24 protein-coding genes are annotated in these 23119 nt (G+C 44.7%); 4 read left to right on the forward strand and 20 right to left on the reverse strand.

Annotation, left to right across the window (positions count from 1 at the left end; all coding sequences use genetic code 11):
• Nucleotides 1-72: 72 nt before the first annotated feature.
• The 6 genes from ACFWMP_RS27815 to ACFWMP_RS27840 all read right to left on the reverse strand — a co-directional run bounded on the left by ACFWMP_RS27815 (nucleotide 73) and on the right by ACFWMP_RS27840 (nucleotide 8872).
• The gene (locus tag ACFWMP_RS27815) at nucleotides 73-1530 is read right to left on the reverse strand and encodes a CdaR family protein (RefSeq protein WP_052404438.1); all 1458 of its coding nucleotides are present in this window, start codon (nucleotides 1528-1530) and stop codon (nucleotides 73-75) included.
• Nucleotides 1523-2353 carry a diadenylate cyclase CdaA gene (gene cdaA / locus ACFWMP_RS27820; protein WP_042192076.1) on the reverse strand — a complete coding sequence of 277 codons (831 nt, stop codon included), beginning with the start codon at nucleotides 2351-2353 and terminating at the stop codon, nucleotides 1523-1525. The genes ACFWMP_RS27815 and cdaA overlap by 8 nt, the downstream gene beginning before the upstream one ends.
• 218 nt (nucleotides 2354-2571) lie before the next feature.
• Entirely contained in the window at nucleotides 2572-3186 is a 615-nt protein-coding gene (locus ACFWMP_RS27825) for a zf-HC2 domain-containing protein (RefSeq protein WP_042192079.1), read from the reverse strand.
• Nucleotides 3187-3308: 122 nt separating this feature from the next.
• Nucleotides 3309-3875, reverse strand: coding sequence for an RNA polymerase sigma factor SigW (gene sigW / locus ACFWMP_RS27830; RefSeq protein ID WP_042192081.1), 567 nt, complete (start codon nucleotides 3873-3875; stop codon nucleotides 3309-3311).
• A gap of 1074 nt (nucleotides 3876-4949) precedes the next feature.
• Complete coding sequence (gene ppc, locus ACFWMP_RS27835; RefSeq protein WP_341126894.1) at nucleotides 4950-7742, reverse strand: phosphoenolpyruvate carboxylase; 2793 nt, start codon at nucleotides 7740-7742, stop codon at nucleotides 4950-4952.
• Nucleotides 7743-7978: 236 nt separating this feature from the next.
• Nucleotides 7979-8872 (reverse strand): LysR family transcriptional regulator, encoded by an 894-nt coding sequence (locus ACFWMP_RS27840; protein ID WP_042192084.1) that lies wholly within the window; start codon nucleotides 8870-8872, stop codon nucleotides 7979-7981.
• Between the two features lie 166 nt (nucleotides 8873-9038).
• On the opposite strand from ACFWMP_RS27840, the gene ACFWMP_RS27845 reads away from it, so the two are divergent.
• The 4 genes from ACFWMP_RS27845 to ACFWMP_RS27860 all read left to right on the forward strand — a co-directional run bounded on the left by ACFWMP_RS27845 (nucleotide 9039) and on the right by ACFWMP_RS27860 (nucleotide 14165).
• The gene (locus tag ACFWMP_RS27845) at nucleotides 9039-10007 is read left to right on the forward strand and encodes an ABC transporter ATP-binding protein (protein ID WP_379425469.1); all 969 of its coding nucleotides are present in this window, start codon (nucleotides 9039-9041) and stop codon (nucleotides 10005-10007) included.
• Nucleotides 10008-10093: 86 nt separating this feature from the next.
• Nucleotides 10094-11173, forward strand: a complete 1080-nt coding sequence (locus ACFWMP_RS27850) for an ABC transporter substrate-binding protein (protein ID WP_379425517.1) — start codon at nucleotides 10094-10096, stop codon at nucleotides 11171-11173.
• A 5-nt stretch (nucleotides 11174-11178) separates the two neighbouring features.
• Nucleotides 11179-12858, forward strand: coding sequence for an ABC transporter permease (locus ACFWMP_RS27855; RefSeq protein ID WP_379425471.1), 1680 nt, complete (start codon nucleotides 11179-11181; stop codon nucleotides 12856-12858).
• Complete coding sequence (locus tag ACFWMP_RS27860; protein ID WP_379425472.1) at nucleotides 12855-14165, forward strand: MBL fold metallo-hydrolase; 1311 nt, start codon at nucleotides 12855-12857, stop codon at nucleotides 14163-14165. The genes ACFWMP_RS27855 and ACFWMP_RS27860 overlap by 4 nt, the downstream gene beginning before the upstream one ends.
• A gap of 102 nt (nucleotides 14166-14267) precedes the next feature.
• On the opposite strand, the gene ACFWMP_RS27865 is transcribed toward ACFWMP_RS27860, so the two are convergent.
• The 14 genes from ACFWMP_RS27865 to ACFWMP_RS27930 all read right to left on the reverse strand — a co-directional run bounded on the left by ACFWMP_RS27865 (nucleotide 14268) and on the right by ACFWMP_RS27930 (nucleotide 23114).
• Complete coding sequence (locus ACFWMP_RS27865) at nucleotides 14268-14531, reverse strand: holin (RefSeq protein WP_379425519.1); 264 nt, start codon at nucleotides 14529-14531, stop codon at nucleotides 14268-14270.
• A gap of 31 nt (nucleotides 14532-14562) precedes the next feature.
• Nucleotides 14563-15255 (reverse strand): M15 family metallopeptidase, encoded by a 693-nt coding sequence (locus tag ACFWMP_RS27870; protein WP_379425474.1) that lies wholly within the window; start codon nucleotides 15253-15255, stop codon nucleotides 14563-14565.
• Nucleotides 15256-15660 (reverse strand): hypothetical protein, encoded by a 405-nt coding sequence (locus tag ACFWMP_RS27875; protein ID WP_379425476.1) that lies wholly within the window; start codon nucleotides 15658-15660, stop codon nucleotides 15256-15258. It abuts the gene before it with no gap.
• Between the two features lie 73 nt (nucleotides 15661-15733).
• Nucleotides 15734-15865 carry an XkdX family protein gene (locus ACFWMP_RS27880; RefSeq protein ID WP_379425478.1) on the reverse strand — a complete coding sequence of 44 codons (132 nt, stop codon included), beginning with the start codon at nucleotides 15863-15865 and terminating at the stop codon, nucleotides 15734-15736.
• Nucleotides 15866-16351: an XkdW family protein gene (locus tag ACFWMP_RS27885; RefSeq protein ID WP_379425480.1), complete on the reverse strand. Its 486-nt coding sequence runs from the start codon at nucleotides 16349-16351 to the stop codon at nucleotides 15866-15868.
• A gap of 16 nt (nucleotides 16352-16367) precedes the next feature.
• Complete coding sequence (locus tag ACFWMP_RS27890; RefSeq protein WP_379425482.1) at nucleotides 16368-17957, reverse strand: pectinesterase; 1590 nt, start codon at nucleotides 17955-17957, stop codon at nucleotides 16368-16370.
• Nucleotides 17958-17968: 11 nt separating this feature from the next.
• Nucleotides 17969-18580, reverse strand: coding sequence for a putative phage tail protein (locus ACFWMP_RS27895; protein ID WP_379425484.1), 612 nt, complete (start codon nucleotides 18578-18580; stop codon nucleotides 17969-17971).
• A 4-nt stretch (nucleotides 18581-18584) separates the two neighbouring features.
• A complete protein-coding gene (locus ACFWMP_RS27900) occupies nucleotides 18585-18920 on the reverse strand; it encodes a hyaluronate lyase N-terminal domain-containing protein (protein ID WP_076300996.1) in 336 nt (111 codons plus the stop codon).
• Nucleotides 18921-18931: 11 nt separating this feature from the next.
• Nucleotides 18932-19954 carry a DUF2793 domain-containing protein gene (locus ACFWMP_RS27905; protein ID WP_379425487.1) on the reverse strand — a complete coding sequence of 341 codons (1023 nt, stop codon included), beginning with the start codon at nucleotides 19952-19954 and terminating at the stop codon, nucleotides 18932-18934.
• A gap of 1 nt (nucleotide 19955) precedes the next feature.
• Nucleotides 19956-20369: a hypothetical protein gene (locus ACFWMP_RS27910; protein WP_042192112.1), complete on the reverse strand. Its 414-nt coding sequence runs from the start codon at nucleotides 20367-20369 to the stop codon at nucleotides 19956-19958.
• Nucleotide 20370: 1 nt separating this feature from the next.
• Entirely contained in the window at nucleotides 20371-21429 is a 1059-nt protein-coding gene (locus ACFWMP_RS27915; RefSeq protein WP_379425489.1) for a baseplate J/gp47 family protein, read from the reverse strand.
• Nucleotides 21422-21853: a DUF2634 domain-containing protein gene (locus tag ACFWMP_RS27920; RefSeq protein ID WP_042192117.1), complete on the reverse strand. Its 432-nt coding sequence runs from the start codon at nucleotides 21851-21853 to the stop codon at nucleotides 21422-21424. The genes ACFWMP_RS27915 and ACFWMP_RS27920 overlap by 8 nt, the downstream gene beginning before the upstream one ends.
• Entirely contained in the window at nucleotides 21850-22146 is a 297-nt protein-coding gene (locus ACFWMP_RS27925; RefSeq protein WP_042132514.1) for a DUF2577 domain-containing protein, read from the reverse strand. Before ACFWMP_RS27925 ends, ACFWMP_RS27920 begins: the two co-directional genes overlap by 4 nt.
• Before the next feature lie 5 nt (nucleotides 22147-22151).
• The gene (locus ACFWMP_RS27930) at nucleotides 22152-23114 is read right to left on the reverse strand and encodes an XkdQ/YqbQ family protein (RefSeq protein WP_379425492.1); all 963 of its coding nucleotides are present in this window, start codon (nucleotides 23112-23114) and stop codon (nucleotides 22152-22154) included.
• Nucleotides 23115-23119 lie beyond the last annotated feature (5 nt).

Raw genomic sequence — 23119 nt, forward strand, 5'->3', positions numbered from 1 at the left:
CTATCCTATGATTTGAATACTATTTTGGTGTACCTTTGGGACATATCCTAAAAGACGTATTTCAATAAAAGGTTACGTTCCCCCTGTACCTACAGGATTTTCGGAATTCGTACTTGTGTTAGCTGTGCCATTATTCTCTGGACTGCTATCCGTGGGGACAGGCGTCGCTGTAGCTCCAACTTCTCCGCTATGTGTAGGCTTCTCAGTGGCCTCCTCATCGCCTATAACAGGTTCAGAGCTTGGCTCAGGAGTAGTTACACTACCCGCGTCTGGATGAGGCGTAGGCACCGGCGTTGCAGGTGACAGCAACTGTACAGTTACCGTAAGAGGCACACTTGAATTAGCCAGTGCGATGAATTTAGGCAGTGATACCCGTAAAGAAACCTCGTGAGTCCCGGCAGTCAGGCCAGTCACATCAGCCACAACACCTATATCGTCTTTATTTAGTTGATTTAGCAAAGTAGGTGCACCTGTTAAGGTAAGGGCTATATCCTTGCTTGTTGGATTAACAATACTTCCTTCAAACTCATCACCGACACCCTGTAACTTAATGGGTACCGCTTCAACCGTCCGTTCAGCAATTTCTGAGATCGTTAATGAAACGTTCACGGTTTCAGGCATTACTTTCTCAGTTCCTGCCGGAGGTTTCAGTTCTACCTTCAGCTGCTTCGTTCCTGCAGAATCTATAGCGCTAAGATCGACACTTGCTTCATAGGTAGATAATGCAGCTAATGCATTGGCTTGGCCATATACCACGACTGATTCCAGCTCAGGTGTCACATTTGATAAGACGAGAGAACCCGGAAGTTGTCCGGTAAAGCCGATATCCAGCGGTAAGCTCTTAAAAGGCAAGGTAATTGGCAACTCCACCGAAACGGTAGCCGGCTCAATGACGGCATCCTTTACTTCTTTTCCTTCATTATCATAAGCATGCAGCTTCAATTTCTTCTCTTTAAAGGTTTCGTTCTCGCCATTTAGCTCAATGGTGCCTTGTACCTTCACCACTTTGCTTAACTCATTATCTGGCAGCGTAACCTCAACAGTATCCGTAGGCTGCAAGACTGGGGTACCTAATTGATACCCTGCTGCTGGTTCTCCCTTGGTAACCAATGTTATGGGAAAAGACTTTGTATTTCGCAGCTCTACATGTACGTTGACCTCTTTAGGAGTCATTCTGACAAGAGTTACACCTCTAGGTAATGAATATGAGAGTGGCAACGTATTATCTCCAGGCTCAACCTTACTTAGATCAAGGGTCACTTTGTAGTCGTCCGAGAACTGAAAAGAGATATCCGAGTTCTTCCCCTTAACCTCCATACTCACACTATCTACATCCTTGTATTCTAGTACAAATTTATCTTTATCTAGACCGATCTCTTCGATCTTTACATTCTCAATAATCTTCGATTTAGTATCGACCGTGGTCTGTCCAACAGGTGCAGTGTCGATACGAACCATAGTAAACAGTATGATCCCAAATGCAAGGGCTAGAATCTTATTGAAATTGTTATTGCTCATCCACTTATCCATGATTTTTGTCCCCCTTCCGTTTCCAGAAAGTTGAACCTTTCTCCTTCAGCGATGAACTTACACTCAGCTCTTGATGGAGCTTCGAAATCATTGATTCTTCCTTAATGTCCCTTACAATTTGACCATTGATGGCCAGAGAAATCTGTCCTGTCTCCTCCGAGACAATGACAGACACCGAGTCCGCAACCTCACTAATCCCGATAGCCGCGCGATGTCTTGTCCCCAGTTCCTTGCTAATAAAAGGGTTCTCGGACAAAGGTAAATAACATGCAGCTGCGGCGATCTGATTCCCCTGCATAATAAGGGCTCCGTCATGCAGAGGGGTGTTAGGTATAAAGATGTTAATCAGCAACTCAGAGCTGACTAAAGAACGCATGGCGATACCCGATTCCGTATATTCATTAAGGCCTGTCTCTCGCTCGAATACGATTAATGCCCCTATTTTTCTATGTGATAAATAATTTACGGCTTTAATCACTTCGCCAATTAATTTACTGAGTTCTTCATCACTTTCCCCAGCCCGTCCGAAAAATTTACCTCGTCCAAGCTGCTCCAGTCCCCTTCGTAGTTCCGGCTGAAAGATGATAAAGACCGCCAGCACCCCGAATGTAAACATTTGATTCATTAGCCATTTAAGTGTATAGAGGTCTAGCATGGTACTCACAGCCCAAATCAAAACCAGGACCAGAATCCCCTTCAGCAGCTGAATCGCTCGAGTTCCGCGGACCATATTAAGCACTTTATAAATAATGTAGCTGACGATCAGTATATCAATAATATCTTTAATGGAATCTTTCCATGTTAAGTCTGTAAAATAACTCATTGCCTAAAACCCCCGTCATTTCATATTAGCTGGGTTTATGTAAAATGTCTGTTAGATCTGTATCAATATCTAGGTTATAACGTTCGGGCTCCAGTTGCAAGTTTAGCCCCTCACCCATTTTCTAATTTTTCTAAATTTAGGCAACAAAAAAGCGCCATCTTTCCGGAAAAAGAGGCGCAAAATAATATTCCAGCTCAAGGTAACCACTGTCGCTTTCTTTAACGGTAGGCAACTTCAGAGAACATGTTCGTCACTTTATACCAGAGCCAACTTACCGCTTGGTCTATGCTTTTGACTTGCCCAGAAATATGAGCTGTTGAAGCCTGATACAAAGAACCGTCAATGACTGTTACATTGCCGTTCACTTCCCCATATACCTGTGCTTTACCATTCTCTATGGTAAGGTCACCGGTAATAATCTTGCCGGAAGGTACGATTACAGTATCCCCTTTGATAACCACTTGATCCAGATCTGCGCCTCTAACTACAAGTTGTCTATCTGGACTCCAAAAAGTTACGGAACTCATCAGCATTACGACAAGAAACAGAGATGCCGCTGTAAGTGCAGGGTGTCTCTTGATCCAGGTAACAAAAGCATTTTCTTTCTTGGTCTTTGGCAATGAACTCATTATCCGGCTCACAAGATCATCTGAGGCAACAGGATTCTGATGCATTAGGGAGAACATCAACATATCTGTCTGTTCTAATTCTTTAAACTTTGCACGGCAATCTGGACAGGATAGAAGATGCTCCTTCAACTCCCTCTGCTGCTGATCGGGCAAGTCGTCATCCAAGTAGTCGTGCATCATAGAGACGGCCAGTTTGCATTCCATAGGAGCCAATCCTTTCATGAGTGCTATTTAATTATCCTAAGACAAAGGGTCAGGACACATAAGACTTGCTTAACTTACATACGTCGCTCTCCCAAAGATGTTTCATAAAAAAAAATCTATTTTTACATTTTCGGGCCTAATTTTTTACGTAAAAATTCACGACCTCGGTGTACACGCGTCTTAATCGTGGTTACAGGCATGTCGAGCACGTCACTTATTTCCTGAAGCGACAAATCCTGCAGGTATCTAAGAATCATCACAGACCTGTATTTCACAGGCAGACTGTCAATGGCCTCATAGATTAGCCCCTGCGTCTCAGAGAGCAGTAATTCGGTCTCAGGTGTTACATTATCACTTGGAATCAACGAATAGCCGTCAAGGCCCTCCTGATCGTTCATATCTGCATCGAGCGAATAGGTTGGTTTCCGTTTGCGTAATCTATCAATACAGAGGTTCGTTCCAATCCGATAAATCCAGGTAGAAAACTTCTGTTTATCATCATACCGATCCAAGTTTCTATACACACGCAAAAAGGTCTCCTGAACTATATCCTCCGCCTCATGGCGATTGTTCAGCATCCGGTACGCCAGATGATATATTTTGTCTTTATATAGTTCCACAAGCTCGGCAAATGCCCTTTGGTCGCCTTTTAAGGCGAGCTTTGTCAATCTGCCTTCCAAATTCTCCACCTGTTAACTCCCCCAGACTTGCCGCCCTTGGTATTTATTTTCAAATATCCACGGTACAAGCAATTAAATCGTAATTCAAGTTTGTGTAAAAATCAAGGATTGTATTGTAACCTTCTCTGTAAACTGAGTTAAAAACTGGACAACTTGGTATAGGTGATTAAGTGCAGCTTCGAGAAATATTTGGACTTCCGGTCGCTGTTATTGTCAGATTTCCTGATTTAAACCGCTACTCGCGGTAGAAATCTGACAATAAAGGCGATCGCTAACGCTCCTACAGTTCCAAACATTCTCTACGCTGCTCCATCACCTGAATAATAAGTGCCATACTATTTACCTTCGCTTACATCTCGGTTACTTGGGTAGGGCCTGAAAGATCAATATTGGGCAAAGCACATCAATATTTTTCAGGACAAAAGAATCACTTGGCAGCACAATATTTAGTTTATGAGCAAAGTAGCTCGTATTAAGCAACAAAATCATCCCGTCGGTTGAATAGGCTTCTGTTAGTTTAAATTTGTCGCATATGGAGCAGAGATTGTTATACTTTCCGCAGGGTTTTCAGTGATTTGGCGAGTAAGAACTCCAGTGTAGGTTTAGGGTTTCATTTTGATGGAACAAGTTATAGGGAAAACCTCCCTATAAATTAGGTCACAGCTGTTTTATGACCAAGTTATAAGGAATTTCTCCCTGTATATTGGCCAAATTCAATTAATTACACCAAGTTCAGCTGATATAAAGGGAACAATTCCCTATATTGTATCGAAATTACTTAAAAATACCGATTTACGGGTAATAATTCCCTTTAATTCAGCATTTTGACCCTGAAGCAGAGAAATATGAAACTTAAAAATGTTTATGTGTGCGAACAGACAGTAATTCTTATAAAGATGCAAATAAACACGGGCTCCAGCGCTCCTTTTGTGCATCCTTTGCACACATTCCTGGCAATGTCCATAACGCGTGTGCCACAGCGTATCGCTTTATTTTCGATCTATGATTCTGCTATCGTAATTTCCTATACAAGCACAAAAAGTCCGCCCCAATAAAGGGCGGACTCTTTGTGTTAAGACTATATCAGCCGGTATTCCGAAGACCAGCGGCAATGCCATTGATGGTAAGCAATACTTCGCGGAGCAATTCGCTATCGTCTCCATCGATTTCACGGAGCGCTCTAAGCTCAGATAGCAATTGAACCTGCAGGTAGCTAAGTGGATCAACGTAAGGATTGCGGAGTCTGATCGACTCCTGAATCACAGGGACGTTATCCAAGATATCCTGCTGGCCAGTAATCTTCAGGATCAGCTCAGATGTCAGTTTGAATTCATCTTCAATCTGGCCGAAGATCCGTTGACGCGCTTCTTCGTTCTTGCCCATGCTGGCGTATTCCTTAGCAATGATCAAGTCCGCTTTTGAGATAGCCATTTGCAGCGTATCTATCAGTGTAGTAAAGAATGAGAAGTTCTCATACATATGCTGCATTACCTTCAGATTCTCTTCCTTACCCTCATAGAAACTCTGCAGTCCGGTTCCAGCAGCATACCACGCTGGAAGCAAATAACGGCTTTGTGTCCACGCAAATACCCACGGAATTGCACGCAAGTCTTCAAAGCGGTCACTGTTCTTCCGTTTGGAAGGGCGTGAACCAATATTAAGCTCTCCAACCTCAGGCAGAGGTGTGGATTCTTTGAAATAAGTCAGGAAGTCCGGATCACGGAATATCAAATCCTGATATTTGTGAAGCGAAACTTCAGAGATACGGGCAACAATCTCTTCCCACTTCTCTTCATATAAATCCGCTTGTGGAATTCTCGCATTGATCGCTGCAGTCACAAGCGCAGATGTCGCTTGCTCTAGACTGCGGTAAGCAATCCCTTGCATCGAATAACGGGAGGAGATAACTTCTCCCTGCTCGGTGATCTTAATGCCGCCGCCAATCGTCGAGGCTGGCTGAGCCAGAATGCTGCGGTTAAGCGGCATGCCGCCACGACCGAGCGCTCCACCACGACCGTGGAAGAACTTCAGCTTGATTCCGAACTTATCGGCTGTAGCTGTAATCTCTTTCAGAGCAACACGCAGTTCATAGTTAGCGGTAACCACGCCGCCATCTTTGTTACTATCTGAATATCCAAGCATGATTTCCTGCAAATCATTCATTGCTCTTACTGCATCGCGGTAGATAGGCATGCTGAGCAATCTATTCATAATTTGTGGTGCTTCATGCAAATCATCAATCGTTTCAAAAAGTGGCACAGCTTGCAGCGTACATACGACTGTACCGTCATTATCTTTGCGGAATAGTCCTACCTCTTTGGAGAAGACCATAACCTCCAGAATATCGCTTGCCGCTTCTGCCATACTGATCAAATAACTAGTGATACATTGTTTGCCGTACTCTTCTTGCGAAGCGAAGATCGTCCGGTACACTGCAAGACATTCCTCTGTACCCTCACTATACGTCTGATAAGAAGAAGTGATTGGACGTGGATCATTCAACAGCTTCTCCAGTAGCTCAATCTTCTCATCTTCAGACAGTTTGGAGTAATCCGGCGTAATGTTCATTTTCGCCAAAATTTCAGTCATAGCATTCTCATGTTCTTGACTGTGCTGACGCACATCAAGTGTCGCCGTATGGAAACCGAACAGCTCCACTTGACGGATCAATTTCTTAATATAAGTGTCGGCCACATAATCGGCATAGTGATGCCGTAAGCTGCGGTCAATCACGTTCAAATCATCGATAAACTCTTCAGGTGTAGAATAACGCTCAAGAGTATCTTTTTTCTCATCATCCAGAACATTTTGTGTCTTGGAGATCATATAGCTAAGCTTAATACGGTAAGGTTCATTATCATTGCGCCATTCTTCCATCTTGCCAAGATTAATGATCTCACGATCAGCTTCAATGGATTCTACTAGCTCAGGTGTCACCTTAACAATACTTGTACTAAAGCTTAGATATTTCATGAGTTCACGCATAATCCGTTGATATTCCCGAATCGCCAGCTTACGCTGCATGCGCAAGGTCTGTGAAGTAACTGTAGAAGTTACCGAAGGGTTACCGTCACGGTCTCCACCAATCCATGAGCCAAAACGCAAGTAGGTTGGTACATGCCAATTCTGCCCTGGGTAGTATTTACTGAGACAACGTTCAAGTTCTTGATAAACATCGGGCAATACATGGAAGATCGTCTCATGGAAATAGTACATCCCATTACGTACTTCATCGAGTACGGTAGGCTTACGGTCACGCAGTTCATCCGTTTGCCATAGCGTAATCACTTCATTTAATAGCTTCTCACGGAGCTGTTCACGCTCCCGGAAGGTTAAGGTAGGGTTATCCAGACCCATAACATCATCAGATATCCGCTTATGAATATCGAGAATAGCACGGCGCATAGCTTCCGTTGGATGTGCCGTCATTACAAGTTCCAGAGATAATCCTGCAATAATCTCGTTAACTTCCTCATGAGAGAAATCACGTTCACGAAGCTCTTTAATCGCGCTTTCTATAGAACCGGGTTGGACTGTCTCCCCAGCTGAACGTTCATAGTCACGTTTGCGGCGAATCCGATGGTTCTGTTCGGCAATATTCACGAGCTGAAAATAAATAGCGAATGCTCTTATTACCTGATGACGGTTCTCTGGATCCAAAGAATTGATTAACTCCTTAAATTCACTGTGCAGTTCAGGTAAAAATAGTGAGCGCAGCGATTTACTGGTTTCGCGAATTTTCTCCACGATCTCTAGTAGTTCGTTACCGCCTTGGTGAACCAAGACCTCTCCTAAAATGTTCCCCAAGAACCGTACGTCCCGTCGCAGCAGATTGTTAGAGTTGCTTTTGCTGACGGTAGTCGTAAGTTCGGTCATGCTGCTCCCCCCATTCTCTTCCGGATCAATGTGTTAATTATTGTCTGTCTAAAAATCGCCTATTAAAGCTTTCCTCATATCATACAATAAAACTGTGTGAAAATCTCCAACTATTTTGCGCTGTAAAGCGACACAGTATCTAAGATTATACACCAATTTCTCAATTTATACAGTCCTTATATTTTATGTATTCTTTCTTATATATAATGGCTCTAGCATACCTTCATTATGTGTATTTAAATACGGAGCGTTCGAATCTGATCGATGAACAGGCCAATAAGAGGAGAATAATGACGATCGCGGTTATACGAATAATAAATATGTCTTTGAAAATTATAATCTGGAATGGTGCGCATTAGCAATCTTCCTCTGGCTACCTCATCCTCCACAGCAAGACGCGATATAAACGAAACGTACTTTCCACTCATAAGCGATTGCTTTATGGCCTCCAGTGAATCCAGTAGAATATAGGTCCTCGGTTCATTCCCCTCACGCTCAAACCATTTATCCGTCAGTTGGCGTGTACTCGACTCCTTGTCATGTAATATAAAACTTGCTGAAGCAATCATAGCCGGATTTAGATTAGAAAATGAGGCAAATTCATGAGATGGCGAAAAAACAAGCACGAGCTCGTCCTCACACAAGGCTTGAGTATGCAGATCTGGTAGATAAAAAGATTCTGTAGACAAAATACCAAGGTCAATCTCATGGCTAGCCAGCATTTCTTTGATTACAGGGGAAGGCTTAACCGATAAAGAGATCGTAATCCCCGGATGTTGTTCTCCAAACAGCCCCAATATTTTTGGAAGAATATAAGTAGCTGGAACGTAACTGGCACCAATCTTAAGCGTTCCCCGCCCCGCCTGACTGAACTCTTTTACAACCCGCTCCGCTTCTGCAGCTAGTGCATTGATTTTAGTCGCATAATGAAGAAACGCTTTTCCACTCTCCGTAAGAATCATTTTATCCATTCTGGATTCAAATAACTTCTCCCCCAATTGCTGCTCTAAATTCTTTAAATGGTACGTAACGGTGGGCTGCTTCAGTCCGAGTTTATCGGCTACTGTAGTTATTTTCTTATGTTTATTTAACAGTTCTACGATTTCCAGCTTGATTAAATTAAGGTTCATTATCATCCACTCCTCGCCTATTCACTAAACGGTAACATAGAAGAATTCTATGAATGTTAAAATAAATCGGCAAAAAAGTTAATATCACAGTTACATTCAGCAAATATAGCGGGAATTCTTTACCTTTACACTAAGAACAAGCTTAAGAACAGGCAGGTAGATAGAGATGAAGGAAATTACAATCCACAGATTGGAAAAGAAATTCGGAGATGTGCATGCCTTGAAGGCTGCAGATCTGAAGATTCCCGCTGGAAGCTTTACGACATTACTCGGTCCTTCAGGTTGTGGAAAGACGACACTACTCCGTCTGATTGCTGGGCTAGAAACACCGGATGCTGGAGAAATCCTAATGGATGACGAGTTTATTTTCTCAGGCAGCAAAAAAATTAGTCGCCCCATCCATAGCCGCAACTTTGGCATGGTCTTTCAAGATTTCGCGCTCTGGCCGCATTTAACTGTCTTCGAGAATGTCGCCTTCGGACTTCGTGCCTCTAAGCAGAAAAAGGATTTACGGATTAGGGTTCAGCAAGCCCTTCGATCCGTAAAGCTGGAAGGACTCGAGCTACGCTTTCCCCATCAGCTGTCCGGTGGACAACAGCAACGGGTTGCTTTTGCCAGAGCTGTAGTTACTAGACCCCAACTCGTATTGTTCGACGAGCCGTTAAGTGCACTAGATGCAGTCTTGCGAGATGAAATGAGGCTGGAGTTAACCTCCTTGGTGAGGAACATGGGTATTACTGCTCTATATGTCACCCATGATCAAACCGAGGCGATGTCTATGTCAGATGAAGTGGTCGTGATGCAAGGTGGAACTATTTTACAAACAGGTTCTCCTGAGGAGATTTATCAGAAACCCAATCATCCTTTTGTAGCTCATTTTATTGGAAAATCCAACTGGATCGTTCCCGATAAGCAAATGCTTCGTCCGGAACATTTACGTTGGTCTCAGGAGAATGCTTCCTCTCTCCCTTTTACGGGGACGATTCGACATGTGAGCTATATGGGTGATCGCTATGAGGTCATTCTAGAAATGGAGAACCAAACCGCTTGGACCGCTTATCATGATCAACGTCTACCTGTTGGAGAGACGATCCAGGTCTACGCTTCAGAGCACCAGATCCATCATCTGAATTAAGCGTCCACTGCATGGAATAGCTCGTATGATGCTGTTCCATGCAGCAAGATGCAAAAAATATTAGGGAGGCATTCACATTGAAATCAATGAATAACACTAAAGGACTTAGTTCACTTCTTCTAACAACTATAATCGGAGCGAGTCTAGCCGGCTGTAGCTCTACTAACACTCCTGCTGCTAACGCAAGCAATCCGACTTCAACCGCTAACACTACAGCTCAAACTGAAGCACCACAACCCACAGAGAAAGCTCTGAGTGGCAGTCTTGTCGTCTACAGCGCAGGTCCTGAAGGTCTAGCCAATAAAATTAAAGACGGCTTTGAAGCCAAAACCGGTGTGAAGGTCGAAATGTTCCAAGGCACTACTGGAAAAATACTAGCCCGTATGGAAGCAGAGAAGTCCAATCCAGTAGTCGATGTTGTTGTTCTTGCCTCCCTTCCGTCCATGCAAGGGATGAAGAATGATGGATTATTGCTTCCATATAAAGAGGCGGTTAATGCAGATAAGCTCGTTAGCGATTGGTCAGACACAGCAGATGGCAATTATTTTAGCTATAGCGCATCCGCACTGGGGATTGTCTACAATACTAAAAAAGTAAGCACACCTCCGACTTCATGGGATGATCTCACTAAAGCGGAATGGAAAGGAACCGTCAATATTCCAGATCCTTCGCTATCTGGATCGGCTCTAGATTTCGTAACTGGATATTTAAGCGCTAAAGGGGACAGCGGTTGGGATCTTTTTAAACAATACAAAAGCAATGGTGTAGCGATGGCGGGCGCCAATCAAGAGGCACTTGATCCGGTTATTACCGGTGCTAAATCCGTCGTTGCCTCGGGTGTAGATTATATGGCTTATAAGGCAAAAGCTGATGGAGAGCCTGTAGATATCGTCTACCCTGCTGAAGGAACAGTGATCAGCCCTCGCCCGGCTGCGATTATTAAGACAAGCCCGAATGTAGATAATGCCAAAGCTTTTATCGACTATCTTCTATCTGATGAAGCTCAAGCGCTAGTTGCTAAAGCCTACTTATTGCCAGGCAGAACCGATGTGAAAGCAGAGAATCGTGCAAATCTCGATGAAATTAAGACATTTGATGTGAAATGGGAATGGATGAACGAACATAGTGATGAAGTTTCCTCGACCTTCACACAAATTTTTAAATAAGCGTAATGAATATTAACTCTTTACGCTCATTTAAATGGGTGAGCGGCGGACTTGCTTTATTTATACTGACAGTGCTCGTACTGCTGCCACTCCTGCTCATTTTTTGGACCAGTATCTATCCCAATGAGCAGCTGGATATAGCCGCGCCACTACGAACCATTATGAGTAGTCATGATCTGGTTGAGGTACTGCTGAATTCTATCGGGCTCGGGGTAAGCGTTATTCTACTAACTACGCTATTTGCACTACCTCTGGCCTGGATTATGGCTAAAACGGACTTAGGGCATCATAATTGGCTGGATGTTGTGCTACTAATCCCTTTTATGACTCCGCCATACATTGGTTCAATGGGTTGGATGTTATTTATGCAAACGGGTGGGTATATGGAACAGTTTCTGCCCTCTTCCTCCGTGCTGACTCCGTATTTCTTTAGTTATGGAGGGATGGTGCTGATCATGAGCCTGCATTTATTCCCCTTCCTGTATTTACTGCTGCGTAATGCGCTTTTGCAGATCGGAGGCAATCTGGAGGAAGCAGCCTCTGTTCATGGCGCTCCGTTCTTTTACAGATTTAAAAGAGTAATCATTCCCTTGCTATTATCCAGCTATGGGCTTGGAGCTCTTCTCATCTTCGTCAAAACGATTGCCGAATTTGGTACCCCTGCGACCTTTGGTCGTAGGATCGGCTTTTACGTTCTGACCTCTGAGATCCATAAGTATATCTCTAGTTGGCCAATAGATTTTGGAAAGGCTACTTCACTAGCTTCCTTGCTGCTCGGGGTTTGTCTCGTCATGTGGTACATCCAGACTCTAATTAGCAGTCGCTTCTCTTATCGCCTAATTGGCGGAAAAGGGACTCGCACCAAACGTTATAAAAGTACGGGGATCATAGGGGTTCTTAGTTGGGGGTATGTTGTTCTATTACTTCTAGCATCTATCGGCATTCCTTATTTTTCAATCATAACAGCCTCATTATTGAAGCTGCGAGGAGAAGGCGTATCTTGGAGCAATTTAACCTTGAAACATTATGCAGAGCTGCTATCACCGGGTTCTCAAGGTCTTGAGGCCTTATTAAATAGCTTCACATTAGCCATCGTTGCTTCCAGTATCGCAGTTATTCTTGGGACTTGGTTTGCCTTAACTGTAGGAAAAGGAGCTACATTCAAGCAGAAAATTACAGATCTATTCAGCCTACTTCCCAACACAGTTCCTGGAATTGTAATTGTAGTAGGGCTAATCCTGCTATGGAATGCTCGCTGGATGCCTATTCCGCTCTATAATACCTACTGGATGGTTGTGCTTACCTACGTTGTACTATTCATCCCCTACACTGTTCAGTATGTAAAAGCGAGCTATGGGCAGATCGATTCTTCCCTTATGCAAGCGGGACAAGTATTCGGAGGAAGCAAGCTTTATGTGTTCCGCCGTATCCTGCTCCCACTCATTCTACCGGGGATGGTGGCTGGATGGATGATGACCTTCACCATTTCCAATCGGGAACTGGTAGCCTCCTTACTCATTCTTCCACCTTCAATGCAGACATCGGCGACCTATATTTTTGCCCAGTTTGAACAAGGTGCTGTAGCGATGGGGATGGCCATGGCAGTAATCTCTGTCGGCGTTACCACTATATTACTACTAGTATTAGAATATTTAAGCCCAGATAGAAAGCGGAGACAACGATGAGCACACTAACGATTTGGGGAGGGGCCGGAGAGCATGGCCGTTCCTCCTATCTTTTGCAGGACAAAGATGGGCAATCTGGTATTCTACTCGATTGTGGTGTCAAAAAAGAAGGTCCAGGTGAATACCCCCTGCTAGATACAGACATCATCCCACATTTGCAGGCAGTGTTTCTGTCCCATGCGCATGAGGATCATTCCATAGCACTTCCCCTACTGTATAAGTACGGATATTCAGGTAAGGTATGGACAACGAAAGCCACCGTTAAACAGCTTCCCGATTATTTCGAAGCTTGGGATAAATATGTGGCTGCTCAGTCCGCATCACTACCTTATGGAGAAATAGATAAGCAATCTATCCAGTTCATGTATTTGGAGGAGCATATCCCCCCTCAGACTTGGCTGAGGATTGCATCTAATCTTCGAGTACAATGGGGGCGAAGCGGACATTTAGCAGGTTCAGTTTGGCTGATCCTCGAATGGGACGGAACAATCGTATTTTTCTCAGGGGATTATACGAAGGAGTCGTTGCTGCTCATGGCAGATTCACCAACGATTATGGAAGCCGGAGCTAAAGATATCGTCGATCTATCCATTATCGATGCCGCATATGGCGCGGATCCTGATGAGCAGCTTGTAAAGTTACAGCAATTAGAGTCAGCGATCTGTAACACTCTGCAAAAAGGGGGTTCAGTCCTCCTTCCGGTGCCTATCCATGGCAGAAGCCAGGAATTAATCGTATGGGCAAGCGAGTGTTTCCCGGATGATCAGCTGATCGTCGAAGAAGAGCTCATAGCTCCTTTAAGAGGTTTGAGCGATAAGACCGAATGGCTGAAAGAGGGCGCTATTCAGCGCGTTGATATGCTTTTTAATAGAAAGAACTTGTGCATTGTATCTAATTCAGAGGAACGTGCAAAGGCATTGTTGAATCTCAAGAGCTCAATCGTGTTTACCAATGACGGAATGATGCAGTCGGCAAAAGCACAAGAGTATTTTCATCAGCTCTCGGCTTCTCCTAAGAACCATGTGATTTTCACGGGACATTTGGCGGCAGGCAGTTTCGGGCACCGTCTCGTTAAACATTCTATGGTAGAAGAATCTAGCGACATGAGATGTACAATCTCACTCATTCGCTATAAAGTCCACCAAGGCTTACCGGATATTCGAGAAATGCTCCAAACGGTTCCCAGCCGCCGGTCGGTGCTCGTTCATGCTCCCAAATCGCATATTGATCATGTCACTTCTATATTAGAAGGAGAAGGTTTTGCAGGGCTGTACTCTTTGCTGCCTGGAAGTACGCTTTCGTTCTGAAGCTTAACTATGTAATCTCATAAAAAACAATGGGGCTCTTCCTTAGGTCTATTCAGACGTTTTGGAACAGCCCTTTTTTTATGATTCGTACCTATTATCCATTTACTCTTTCGTTGTCCCCGGGCGATCCTTAAAAGCTAGCTCAAACAACCCCGTCGCAGATAAACCAGCCAGCCCCCCAGCCCAAAGGCGAAGAACGATATCCAGATCGGTAAAAGGATACGCTACCGCTCCGATGAGAAAGCCTATCAATAGTCCGATGACAGGGACTGCATTACGCGGGATATTGATACTATTTTTGACCAATTGAACAAGTGCCAGTACGAATACTGCTAAGATAGAGGCGAATGCCATAACATCATCCAAAATCTCTCTAGTTTCCATGATAGATACCTCCTTAGTGAGTACTTTTAATCTCAACCGTTCGTGTCGCGGAATCGTATCCTACCTGAGCGCCGAGCGCCTCTGCAATTACACGTACGGGAACGTAGGTGATGCCTTTTTCAAGAACTCCATCTGCAATCTTAACCCCGTTAACCTTTACGACGGCAATAACATCACTCTTCAAGTCTTCCTCCTCCTTCCGATGGATGACCTTATACGCTGACTCCACCGCAGATGTTGAGGGCTTTGCCCCTGCTCGTAGCTGAGTGAGTGTTAACCCAAACGCCATTTGAAAATGTGGATAGTCCTTAAAGCTCGTCCAATCACCACCCCATTCGAAGCCAAGTGCCTTGGCCTCTTTTACAACCTCCTGCCAATCTGCTATCTGGTTATTATTGCCGTCCAGACGCATATCCCAAGACACACTAGATCCATTAGGCAACAAAAGAGCAAAATCTACGGCTAGTCCAAAATTGTGGTAGCTATACCCGCCACGCGCATTGGTGACAATCGCTCCAGGCTTAGTGCGTCCTTGTGCGTAAAGAGCATCCTGCTCAGCAATTGTGCGAAGACCCTGCGTGATGAGAATGGGGATATCGAGCTTGTAACAACGTTCGATTAGAGCAGTAGCAGCGGAACGGACTATGGGGTGTAGGTTGGTTAGGCGTTTACTTGATTTTTCTTTGATTTGGGACAAAGTGAGCATCTATACCCCTCCTTTAAATAAAAAGGCAATAATAGCAAAGATAGTACCAGCCAGAACGTATTTAAGTAGATCAACAAACACTTTTCTTTCGCTCTTGCTGTCCGTCTGGGATTGTTGCAATAACTGAAACACACGTGAGTCTAAAGTGTCCCAACGCCTCATAATCTCGTTAAATTGAATCTTCATTTCTATTGTTGATTGTTTTATTTGTTTCACATCTTCCTCATGACGCGATTGTTTTTCTTTTAATATTAGAAGCTCATTACTAAAACTAAGATGTTCCGTTCCAAATCTAAAGATTTCGTCTTGGATGACTACTAGTCTATTTTCAACATCTTCTAAACGGTGCTCAATGGGCGCTGCTTCAGCATCGTCTCCTCCTGAATTCACTCCCACAATGGTCATATAACAGCCCCCTTCTAAAGTGATAAATAAAACAGCCCTCGTAGCAGATACGAGGGCAAAATAAAAACGCCTACTATATGGCGCTATCTGTAATCTCTTCAGCTTGTTTAGCCGTTATCTTTTTGGCGGTAACAAACACCTGTAACTGCTCCCCCGTATACAACCCTGCGTCGAAGTATCGCTTAATCAGTACGTACCAGTTCATTTACAGTACACCTCCTTCCACAAGACTTAGAAGTAAGGCTGCCTGATCTTGTTCAGCTTGATCTTGCCTTGCCTGCGTCTGCACTAGCTCCAGTAATAAAGCTGCGTTATCGGCTCGGAGTTGCTCGGTCTCCGTCAGCTCTGGTGGCTTGTTAGCTTCAGCTTCTTGATATGCCGCCCATGCTGCTTGAAGTTCGGCTTCTGTTGGTTGTGGTGCGTCCAAGTTCCAGACTGCGATATATTGCCCACGTTCTACAAGGTCGTAATCCTCTCCCACGACCAATAGATTATAGTCGATTCCGTATCGGTAATGTACGCCCTCTATCGGACTTTCGTCTTTTTCCGGCTGTTTGATCTCATATCTGACCCGTCCCTTTTCTTCAGCTCCCTCGCGTAATACAGGCTCAGCGCCGTTGTCCTGTACGATAAAGTCATACATTGGTTTGGCGTTTGGGTATAGATACATAATTGCTAGTGCTATATTCAAAAGATAATCCCTCCTTTTAAGATACTCGTGTTATTCTGAGGTTTGTAAAAACACCGTCGTTTGTTAAGTCTAGAGAGGTGGCACCAGATTGTTGCATATAAATCTCCAATGTATCTCCTGCACCTAAGTCCGTTATAATAGACCCGCTAGTGGCTAAATCCTGCATTCTAACAGCACCACCGCGCCCCATACACTGATCTCTTACGCCATTTTTATAAACAAAAATCTCAACAACGACGCCATCGGCGGCTCCAATAAGCATTAACATGGTGTTAATTGCATACAGTCCGTTCTTTTTAGCTGTAAACTTGCTGTTGCTCCATTCATCTAAGTAATCATAATACTTATGAAAATAAGAAACTTTAGTAAGGACGTTAGCAGGAATAGATTGAGCATTAAGCCCGCCCCCTATCGCGATACCTGTACGCATACCAGTTGTATTATCTCCCCATGGGTTAAGGACACCACTACCCGGAACAAGCATCCCACTGTCTTGCACCACCATAGCGCCACTCGGAACACTGCTTTGATATCCAAGATATGAACCATATCCAGATAGATATGCAATTCCATTATTTACACCAGTACATTCTCCTACGTACACCATACTTTCTGCGAGAGCAGATATACCAACGGATCTATTTGAGATAGTACATCTATTAATAAACACATTAGAAGAACCTGACCAAAAAGAAGCGAATGTACTTACAACTGTAGCAATACATGAAGTAAAAACAACACGCGCAGAAGAAGAGGAGCTAAATGAGTCTTTTGTAGTTGTGGTTGCAGTCAATCCAGTAATATTAATAGTTCCATAGCAGTTTATAACCTCTAAAGATACAATGTTTACAACACCAGAACCAATAATAGAAAAATCAGTGGCTGTTACAAGACCTGAAACAATAACAGACTCGGAATATGTTCCGGCTGCGATGTTAATGATAACTTTATGATTGACCATTTTCGGAATAAGGCTGATAGCTTTTGTGATAGTTTTAAACGCTCCTGCTGCTGTATTCGCTAGCCCTGTATTACTATCACTACCATCTGTTCGGACATAGTAGGTAATGTCTGCTGTGGTCTGCTGTGGTGTAGTCGCTAAAGGTGCTTTGCTATTGATTTGCCCCTGAATCCCTGCCGAGAGAGTAAAGACATTACTACCTGCCGGGGATGTTACATCACCTGTAGCTGCTGGGAGCCGCGCTGCCGGGAGGGTACCGCTGGAAAGATCACCAGCAGAGCGTGTAGGTAAGTCGGCCAAAGACGCACCTGTTTTACTAACTTTACTCCAAGCAATCCCGGCAGAAACATTTACATCAGCATCTACAATTGCCCCAGCAGCAATAGCCGTAACTCCATCCCCGTTACTAGTAACATCCCCCGTGTGATTAGGATGCAAATAATTATTCGCTCCCGTAGCAATCCCCGCCAGCTTCGTTTTCTCAGCTGTGGTGTAATCATTCGTAGACAGCTGTTTGCCAGAAGCTTTATCCACTTTACTATTAACGGCATTATCCAAGATATCCATATTTCCGTTCAGATCGGCAATATCAACGATATCTGTTCCCTCGGGCTTTTTTAACCCCAAATTTCCTGTCGTTTGCATGTGTCACTCTCCTATCTATAAGTTCTTAATTCGTTCCATGTCTTACTGTGAGCATTCTCCCAGGTCAAAGCCTTAACAGAGTCCCACCACGTATAGCTGAACACAAATTCATAAGCCAAATGCGCGGGCTTAATCTCTTCTATAATTTGAATTAACCCTGCCATATTCGGAGGAATGCCCAGCGTACTCACAAAATGAATCTCAAAACGATACTCATCAGGCACTTCCTTAACTTCAACCACTCCACCTGAAAAAGCGGACGCTGTCCGCTGGATCATCTCCGGCGTTGTCGTCCCGTTTCCACGCAGCTTCGCCTTAATCATCTCTCGGCGTGTGGCATATGACTTGGATGAATCAATATTTAGTCCAAGCTCAGCCTCCCAACGTCCAAGGCTCACCGTTGCTGTTTCAACAAACGCTTGATCCAGTACATCTACAGTGCCTACCTTCAGTCCACCAATTTCTAGCCCGATGGTCTCCTGAAGCTTCTCCATTTCACGGACATCCTTATAATAATCCGGCAAATACTGCATTAGATCAGGCGCCTCGACTTCACCCGGATGATTCGAATCTTCATCTGCGGAATACAATAATTCGCTGAATAAAGAGTTGCCATAGCTCATCCCCCTACACCCCCTTCAGTTGATTCCAGGTTAGGGGCCCTTTGGGCAAATAATCATGTGTATGCGCCGCCGGAGGAAACACTGCTGGTTTACCCGCTACCCCCGCCCAAGCTACACTATCCGCTTGTTGCGCGAAATCCACCTTGCCATTGTTATTCGTATCGTAAATACTTTTCAGCATGTCCCCGGTACTTTGTGCCGCAACTAGCAAGACATTCCCAGCAGCAGAACCGATATATAGCTTCCCACTGTCTGTACAGTAGCCAAGCTCACCAATAGCCAGTGCTCCAATCGCACTTTCCAATCCGCGGCGTATTTGAATCAATGTCTTTAAAGCCATTGTCCCGCCCCCTAGAATGTTCCGCCATCAATACTGGCTACAGTAAGTCTATTGCCATTCGCTGCATCGTAAACGATACTGCTTCCATCCACACTTACGGCTACACCAGCCGAGTCCACGGTGATCCCTTTTCCAGCCGTCACCGCAATCGCGTCTGCAGTAACCGTGATCCCATTACCTGCACCAATATTCAGCGTCACAGCATCGGCTTGACCGCCGCCTATCAGCCCGTTACCAGCGGTAATAGTCTGTAACGCACCACCTGTACGCACCCATGCGCTACCGTTCCAGCTATAAATCTTCTGCTCATCATCGACGTAAGCGGTCCAGCCTACAGCCGGAACATAAAATACCCAAGCGGCAGATTGATATTCAACGATTTGATTCGTTTTCCCCGCCCATGCCCCGGTTGCTCCAGCTGGAATAATGTATCGATCACCCTCAACCGGACTGGCTGGTGGAGCCAGCAGGTTCTGATCTTTTACCGACGCTTGCGGTTCAATGTTATGCTTGGCCAGCTCAATTTCATTTTTAATCTTTTGCGCTGACCACAAATCTGTAATCGTAGTCCCGGCATCATTGATCGTCCGGTGCTTGTTCACATCATCAATATGAGTCTTAATCTCAGCCGCGGTCTTTACGTTCGTGCCATCTGATACTTTATTGATATGCCCCGCACTAATATCCGCTTTAAGCACCTTCGCATAGGTTGCTCCATCAGCGATATCATCAATTGTACCTGTCAGATCGCTAAGCTTCTGCGCATTCATCCGCTGCCAGGCTGCCCCATCATCAAAATACAAATATCCGCTATTCGTACCCGTAGTCACGTAATACAAACGGCCAACGGCTCCTGCAACTGGACGAGAGGCTTCTGGACCCGATAGTGCCCTTCCGACCATGGAATTGGAAGTCCCATCACCAACATAAACTTCCTTAGTGTCACTGCAAAAACCAAGCTCTCCTACCTTCAACACGCCATAACTCGTTAGTTCAGCCTTTGTTCCCCGCTTTATTTGTATGGTCTGTGCCATTTTACACCTCTCTTCTAAAAGATCCCCCGTCAATCTGGCCCTTGCTCTTATAACGTTCTATTTCAGTTTGAACAGCAGTAAGACTTTCCTGCAAACCGTTAATATCCTCTGCTTCAACGGTATCGCCGGGGGTTTCGTAAGTCACATAAACCTCGGGCACATCGGCAAAAATCTTAATCAACCGCCGCCATGGCGCTTCATCCGGAAAAGACACCGTAAAATTACGCAGCTCGATCCCGGAATACTGTGACCCTGTGTACACTGCGATGGTCTGATTATTGATGTTGTCATGCGCAAGCGCACCACTATACATGCCATTTACAAGCGGTAATCTCTCTTCAATAACATAGCTGCCGCCGTTTGCTTTTTTATTAAGCTTTTCTTGAAAAATATCAACTTTCTCCGGGTAACCCATGCTACACCTCCAGTAAAACATTGCCGAACAATGGAATTTCTTCTTCGTTCAACATTACGTTGCCCGCTCCACCGTTCAGCTTCAGCTCACTGTAATCTGCGACTCCCTCAGTAGCTAGCAATAGGGCACCGATTACAGACTGGCTAATATAGGTTGCTGAAAAAGCCTTCTCTTTGCGATAGCTCTCAAGAATCGCCTTAAATTCTTCATTTACAGCTTGCAGCGCATAACCTGAAGCAAGGGTTACTTTTGCGCTTACACTAATACTTTTGCCCTTCGCTGACGCCACAGTTACAACAGCACCTACGGGGGCTTGCCCCTCACCCGCTCCAGAGACCGGATCAATGTAATGCTGAACCTTTGTCACCAGCAGCTCAGAAGCAGGAAGTTTCTCGGCATCCACAACAATCACTTTCACCGTCTTAGGACCGTTCCATAACGGAAAAACACGTGCACCTCCCACCCCTACAACCTGCATAGCCCACTCCATATAGTGATATTTATTGCCGCTAGTAGCTGGGCGTCTGGCTGAATCCAAATAACGCTGCCGTAGCGATTCATCCGATTCGGAGTTCTCCCCAGGGATCAGAAGGGAAGCTATTTCCCCACGCGCGAGGTCTGAAATATAATCCACCGGCAGCAAAGAGCCAAAATATCGGTTTCCTTCTTCTCCAGCGGTTTCACTCTCCAACCGGTACACTCCAGGAGATAGCTTCTCCACAGCCATATAATTCAGCATATCGAGTGAAAAGCGGCTTCCGAGAGGGACATCTACAAATCCTCCATTCGCTTTATAAAAAATCCCCTTCAGTTGCGCTTTGCTCGCTTCTCGCCTAACAATTCCTGACCAGGATATACTTCGCTCCAAGTACTCTCCGGTCGCCGTATCTGCAAAATACAGATTATTATTCACATCCAGCTCAATGTACATCTGCGCGAGCTCTGCTGCTGCCGGAGCGAGCGCGTCATAAATAATGCTGCCCTCGCGTTTATCCAGACCTGACGGAACCCGGTCCAGCATCCGCTCTAAAAGAGCCTCATACGTCTGATCCTCATACATCCTCATTCCACTCCTTTCTCAGCTGAAAATTTCCGTAACGTGTAACCACCTTGCAGTCAAAAGTTAAGTTTTCTCCGGTAAAAGAAACCTCAATATTTTCTAAGCTAAGGATTCGTTCATCCTGAAGTAAGGCCTCATTAATGACACGTCTGATTTCAGCTCTGACTAACAGCCGATCCTTACCCAGAACCAGCTGCCACTCTGTTCCGTAATCCGAACTGTAAATCAGATGTTCAAATCTATCGGTTCGCAGAATTTTGGCCGCTGCCTGCTGCACTGCCTCAAGTCCATCCACTTGGCCAGTGATCCTTTTTCTGTCCCAATCCATTCGGTAAGTTAGACTGGGACTTTCCCCACGTTCAAGGTTGACCTCGCCTTCAAGAAGGGCAGTTATCGGTCCAGATTTTCCAATCGCAGGAATCATATCGGACTCACCAGCCGATCCAGAACAATATAGCTTTGTCCACCCTGCATCCGAACCATCAGAACCCGATCACCAGAGGCAAGCCCTCGACGCACTACCACTTCTCTACCCTCTAGTTCGACTTTACATTCCATTACCGATTCAGGCAGCACTAGCGCATTCCCCGATAAAATAAAACGTTGATCCACCTGGATCTGCAAAGGAGCTACCTCCGTTACCGTCCCATAAGAAAAAGCCACGGGATTTGTATTTCCCACGGCTCCTAAGCTTGCTTTTTTTATAATATCCAACATCATTTCTACACCACCTTTATATCGAGGGACATCGTATGCTCCCCACCGGAAATCTTATGACTGCATTGATCCACCAGAAACACCTGAGTCTTGAATTCATCAAGCAGGACATAAATGAAATTACCAGCCCTTACGCGCATATCACCAATCGCCTGTACGGAGAGACTAAGCTTTTCACGGTTGTGCATTTTTAGCAGATTATTTGCCTTCTCCTGAATTTGTGAAGCATTCGCTTTGTCATCGGCCTTCTGATACAAGTGCAGGATACCCCAGCGTTTCACATTATCCTTATCACTAACCGGAAAGAAATCACGCTTACCAGACTTCTCATTATCCTTGTATAGAAAAATGGTGTTGTACGTATCATCATCAATACTTTTTTTGAGCGAATAGTCGTACAGATAATGCCCCGCTCCAAGCACCAGATTAAGCAGCATAGACTCCGGTTTTCGCAGCGTTAGCTTACCAAAGTCATCATAAAAGGCCATCAACCGCCCCTTATACTGAAGCTCACTGCCGATCGCTCCCATAATGATATCCAACAGCTTTTTGTCATCCTCGATTAAAGAGGGAATCCGGTACTCCGTATCCTCCAGCTCACCTGTCTGCAGTCCGTAATCTTGTGTTATTTTTTTGATCACATCACTAGCCGTAACATCCTGCAAAACATAACTGCCATTGCCCAGCAAATAACGCATCTGATCATAGGCAGTCAGCTTAATCTCCTGATCCGAGCCTGTATCAATACTGAACACAAACCCATAGAATACATCCACATTATCTTTGCTGAACTGAATAATATCACCGTTGCTAATGCCGAACTTGGGATGCTGATAGATTCCACTGTCCACAAGTGTTAACTCTAGCGTTGCCGGCTTTCCTGAGCGGGCTGTTTTCCAAGAAATATCGGAGACGATGCCAGAAATATCCCATAGATTCCCTTCCTTATTCTTCACAACCAGTTCCATAACAT

The sequence above is a fragment of the Paenibacillus sp. NPDC058367 genome (genome assembly GCF_042723305.1).
Taxonomy (GTDB): domain Bacteria; phylum Bacillota; class Bacilli; order Paenibacillales; family Paenibacillaceae; genus Paenibacillus_AQ.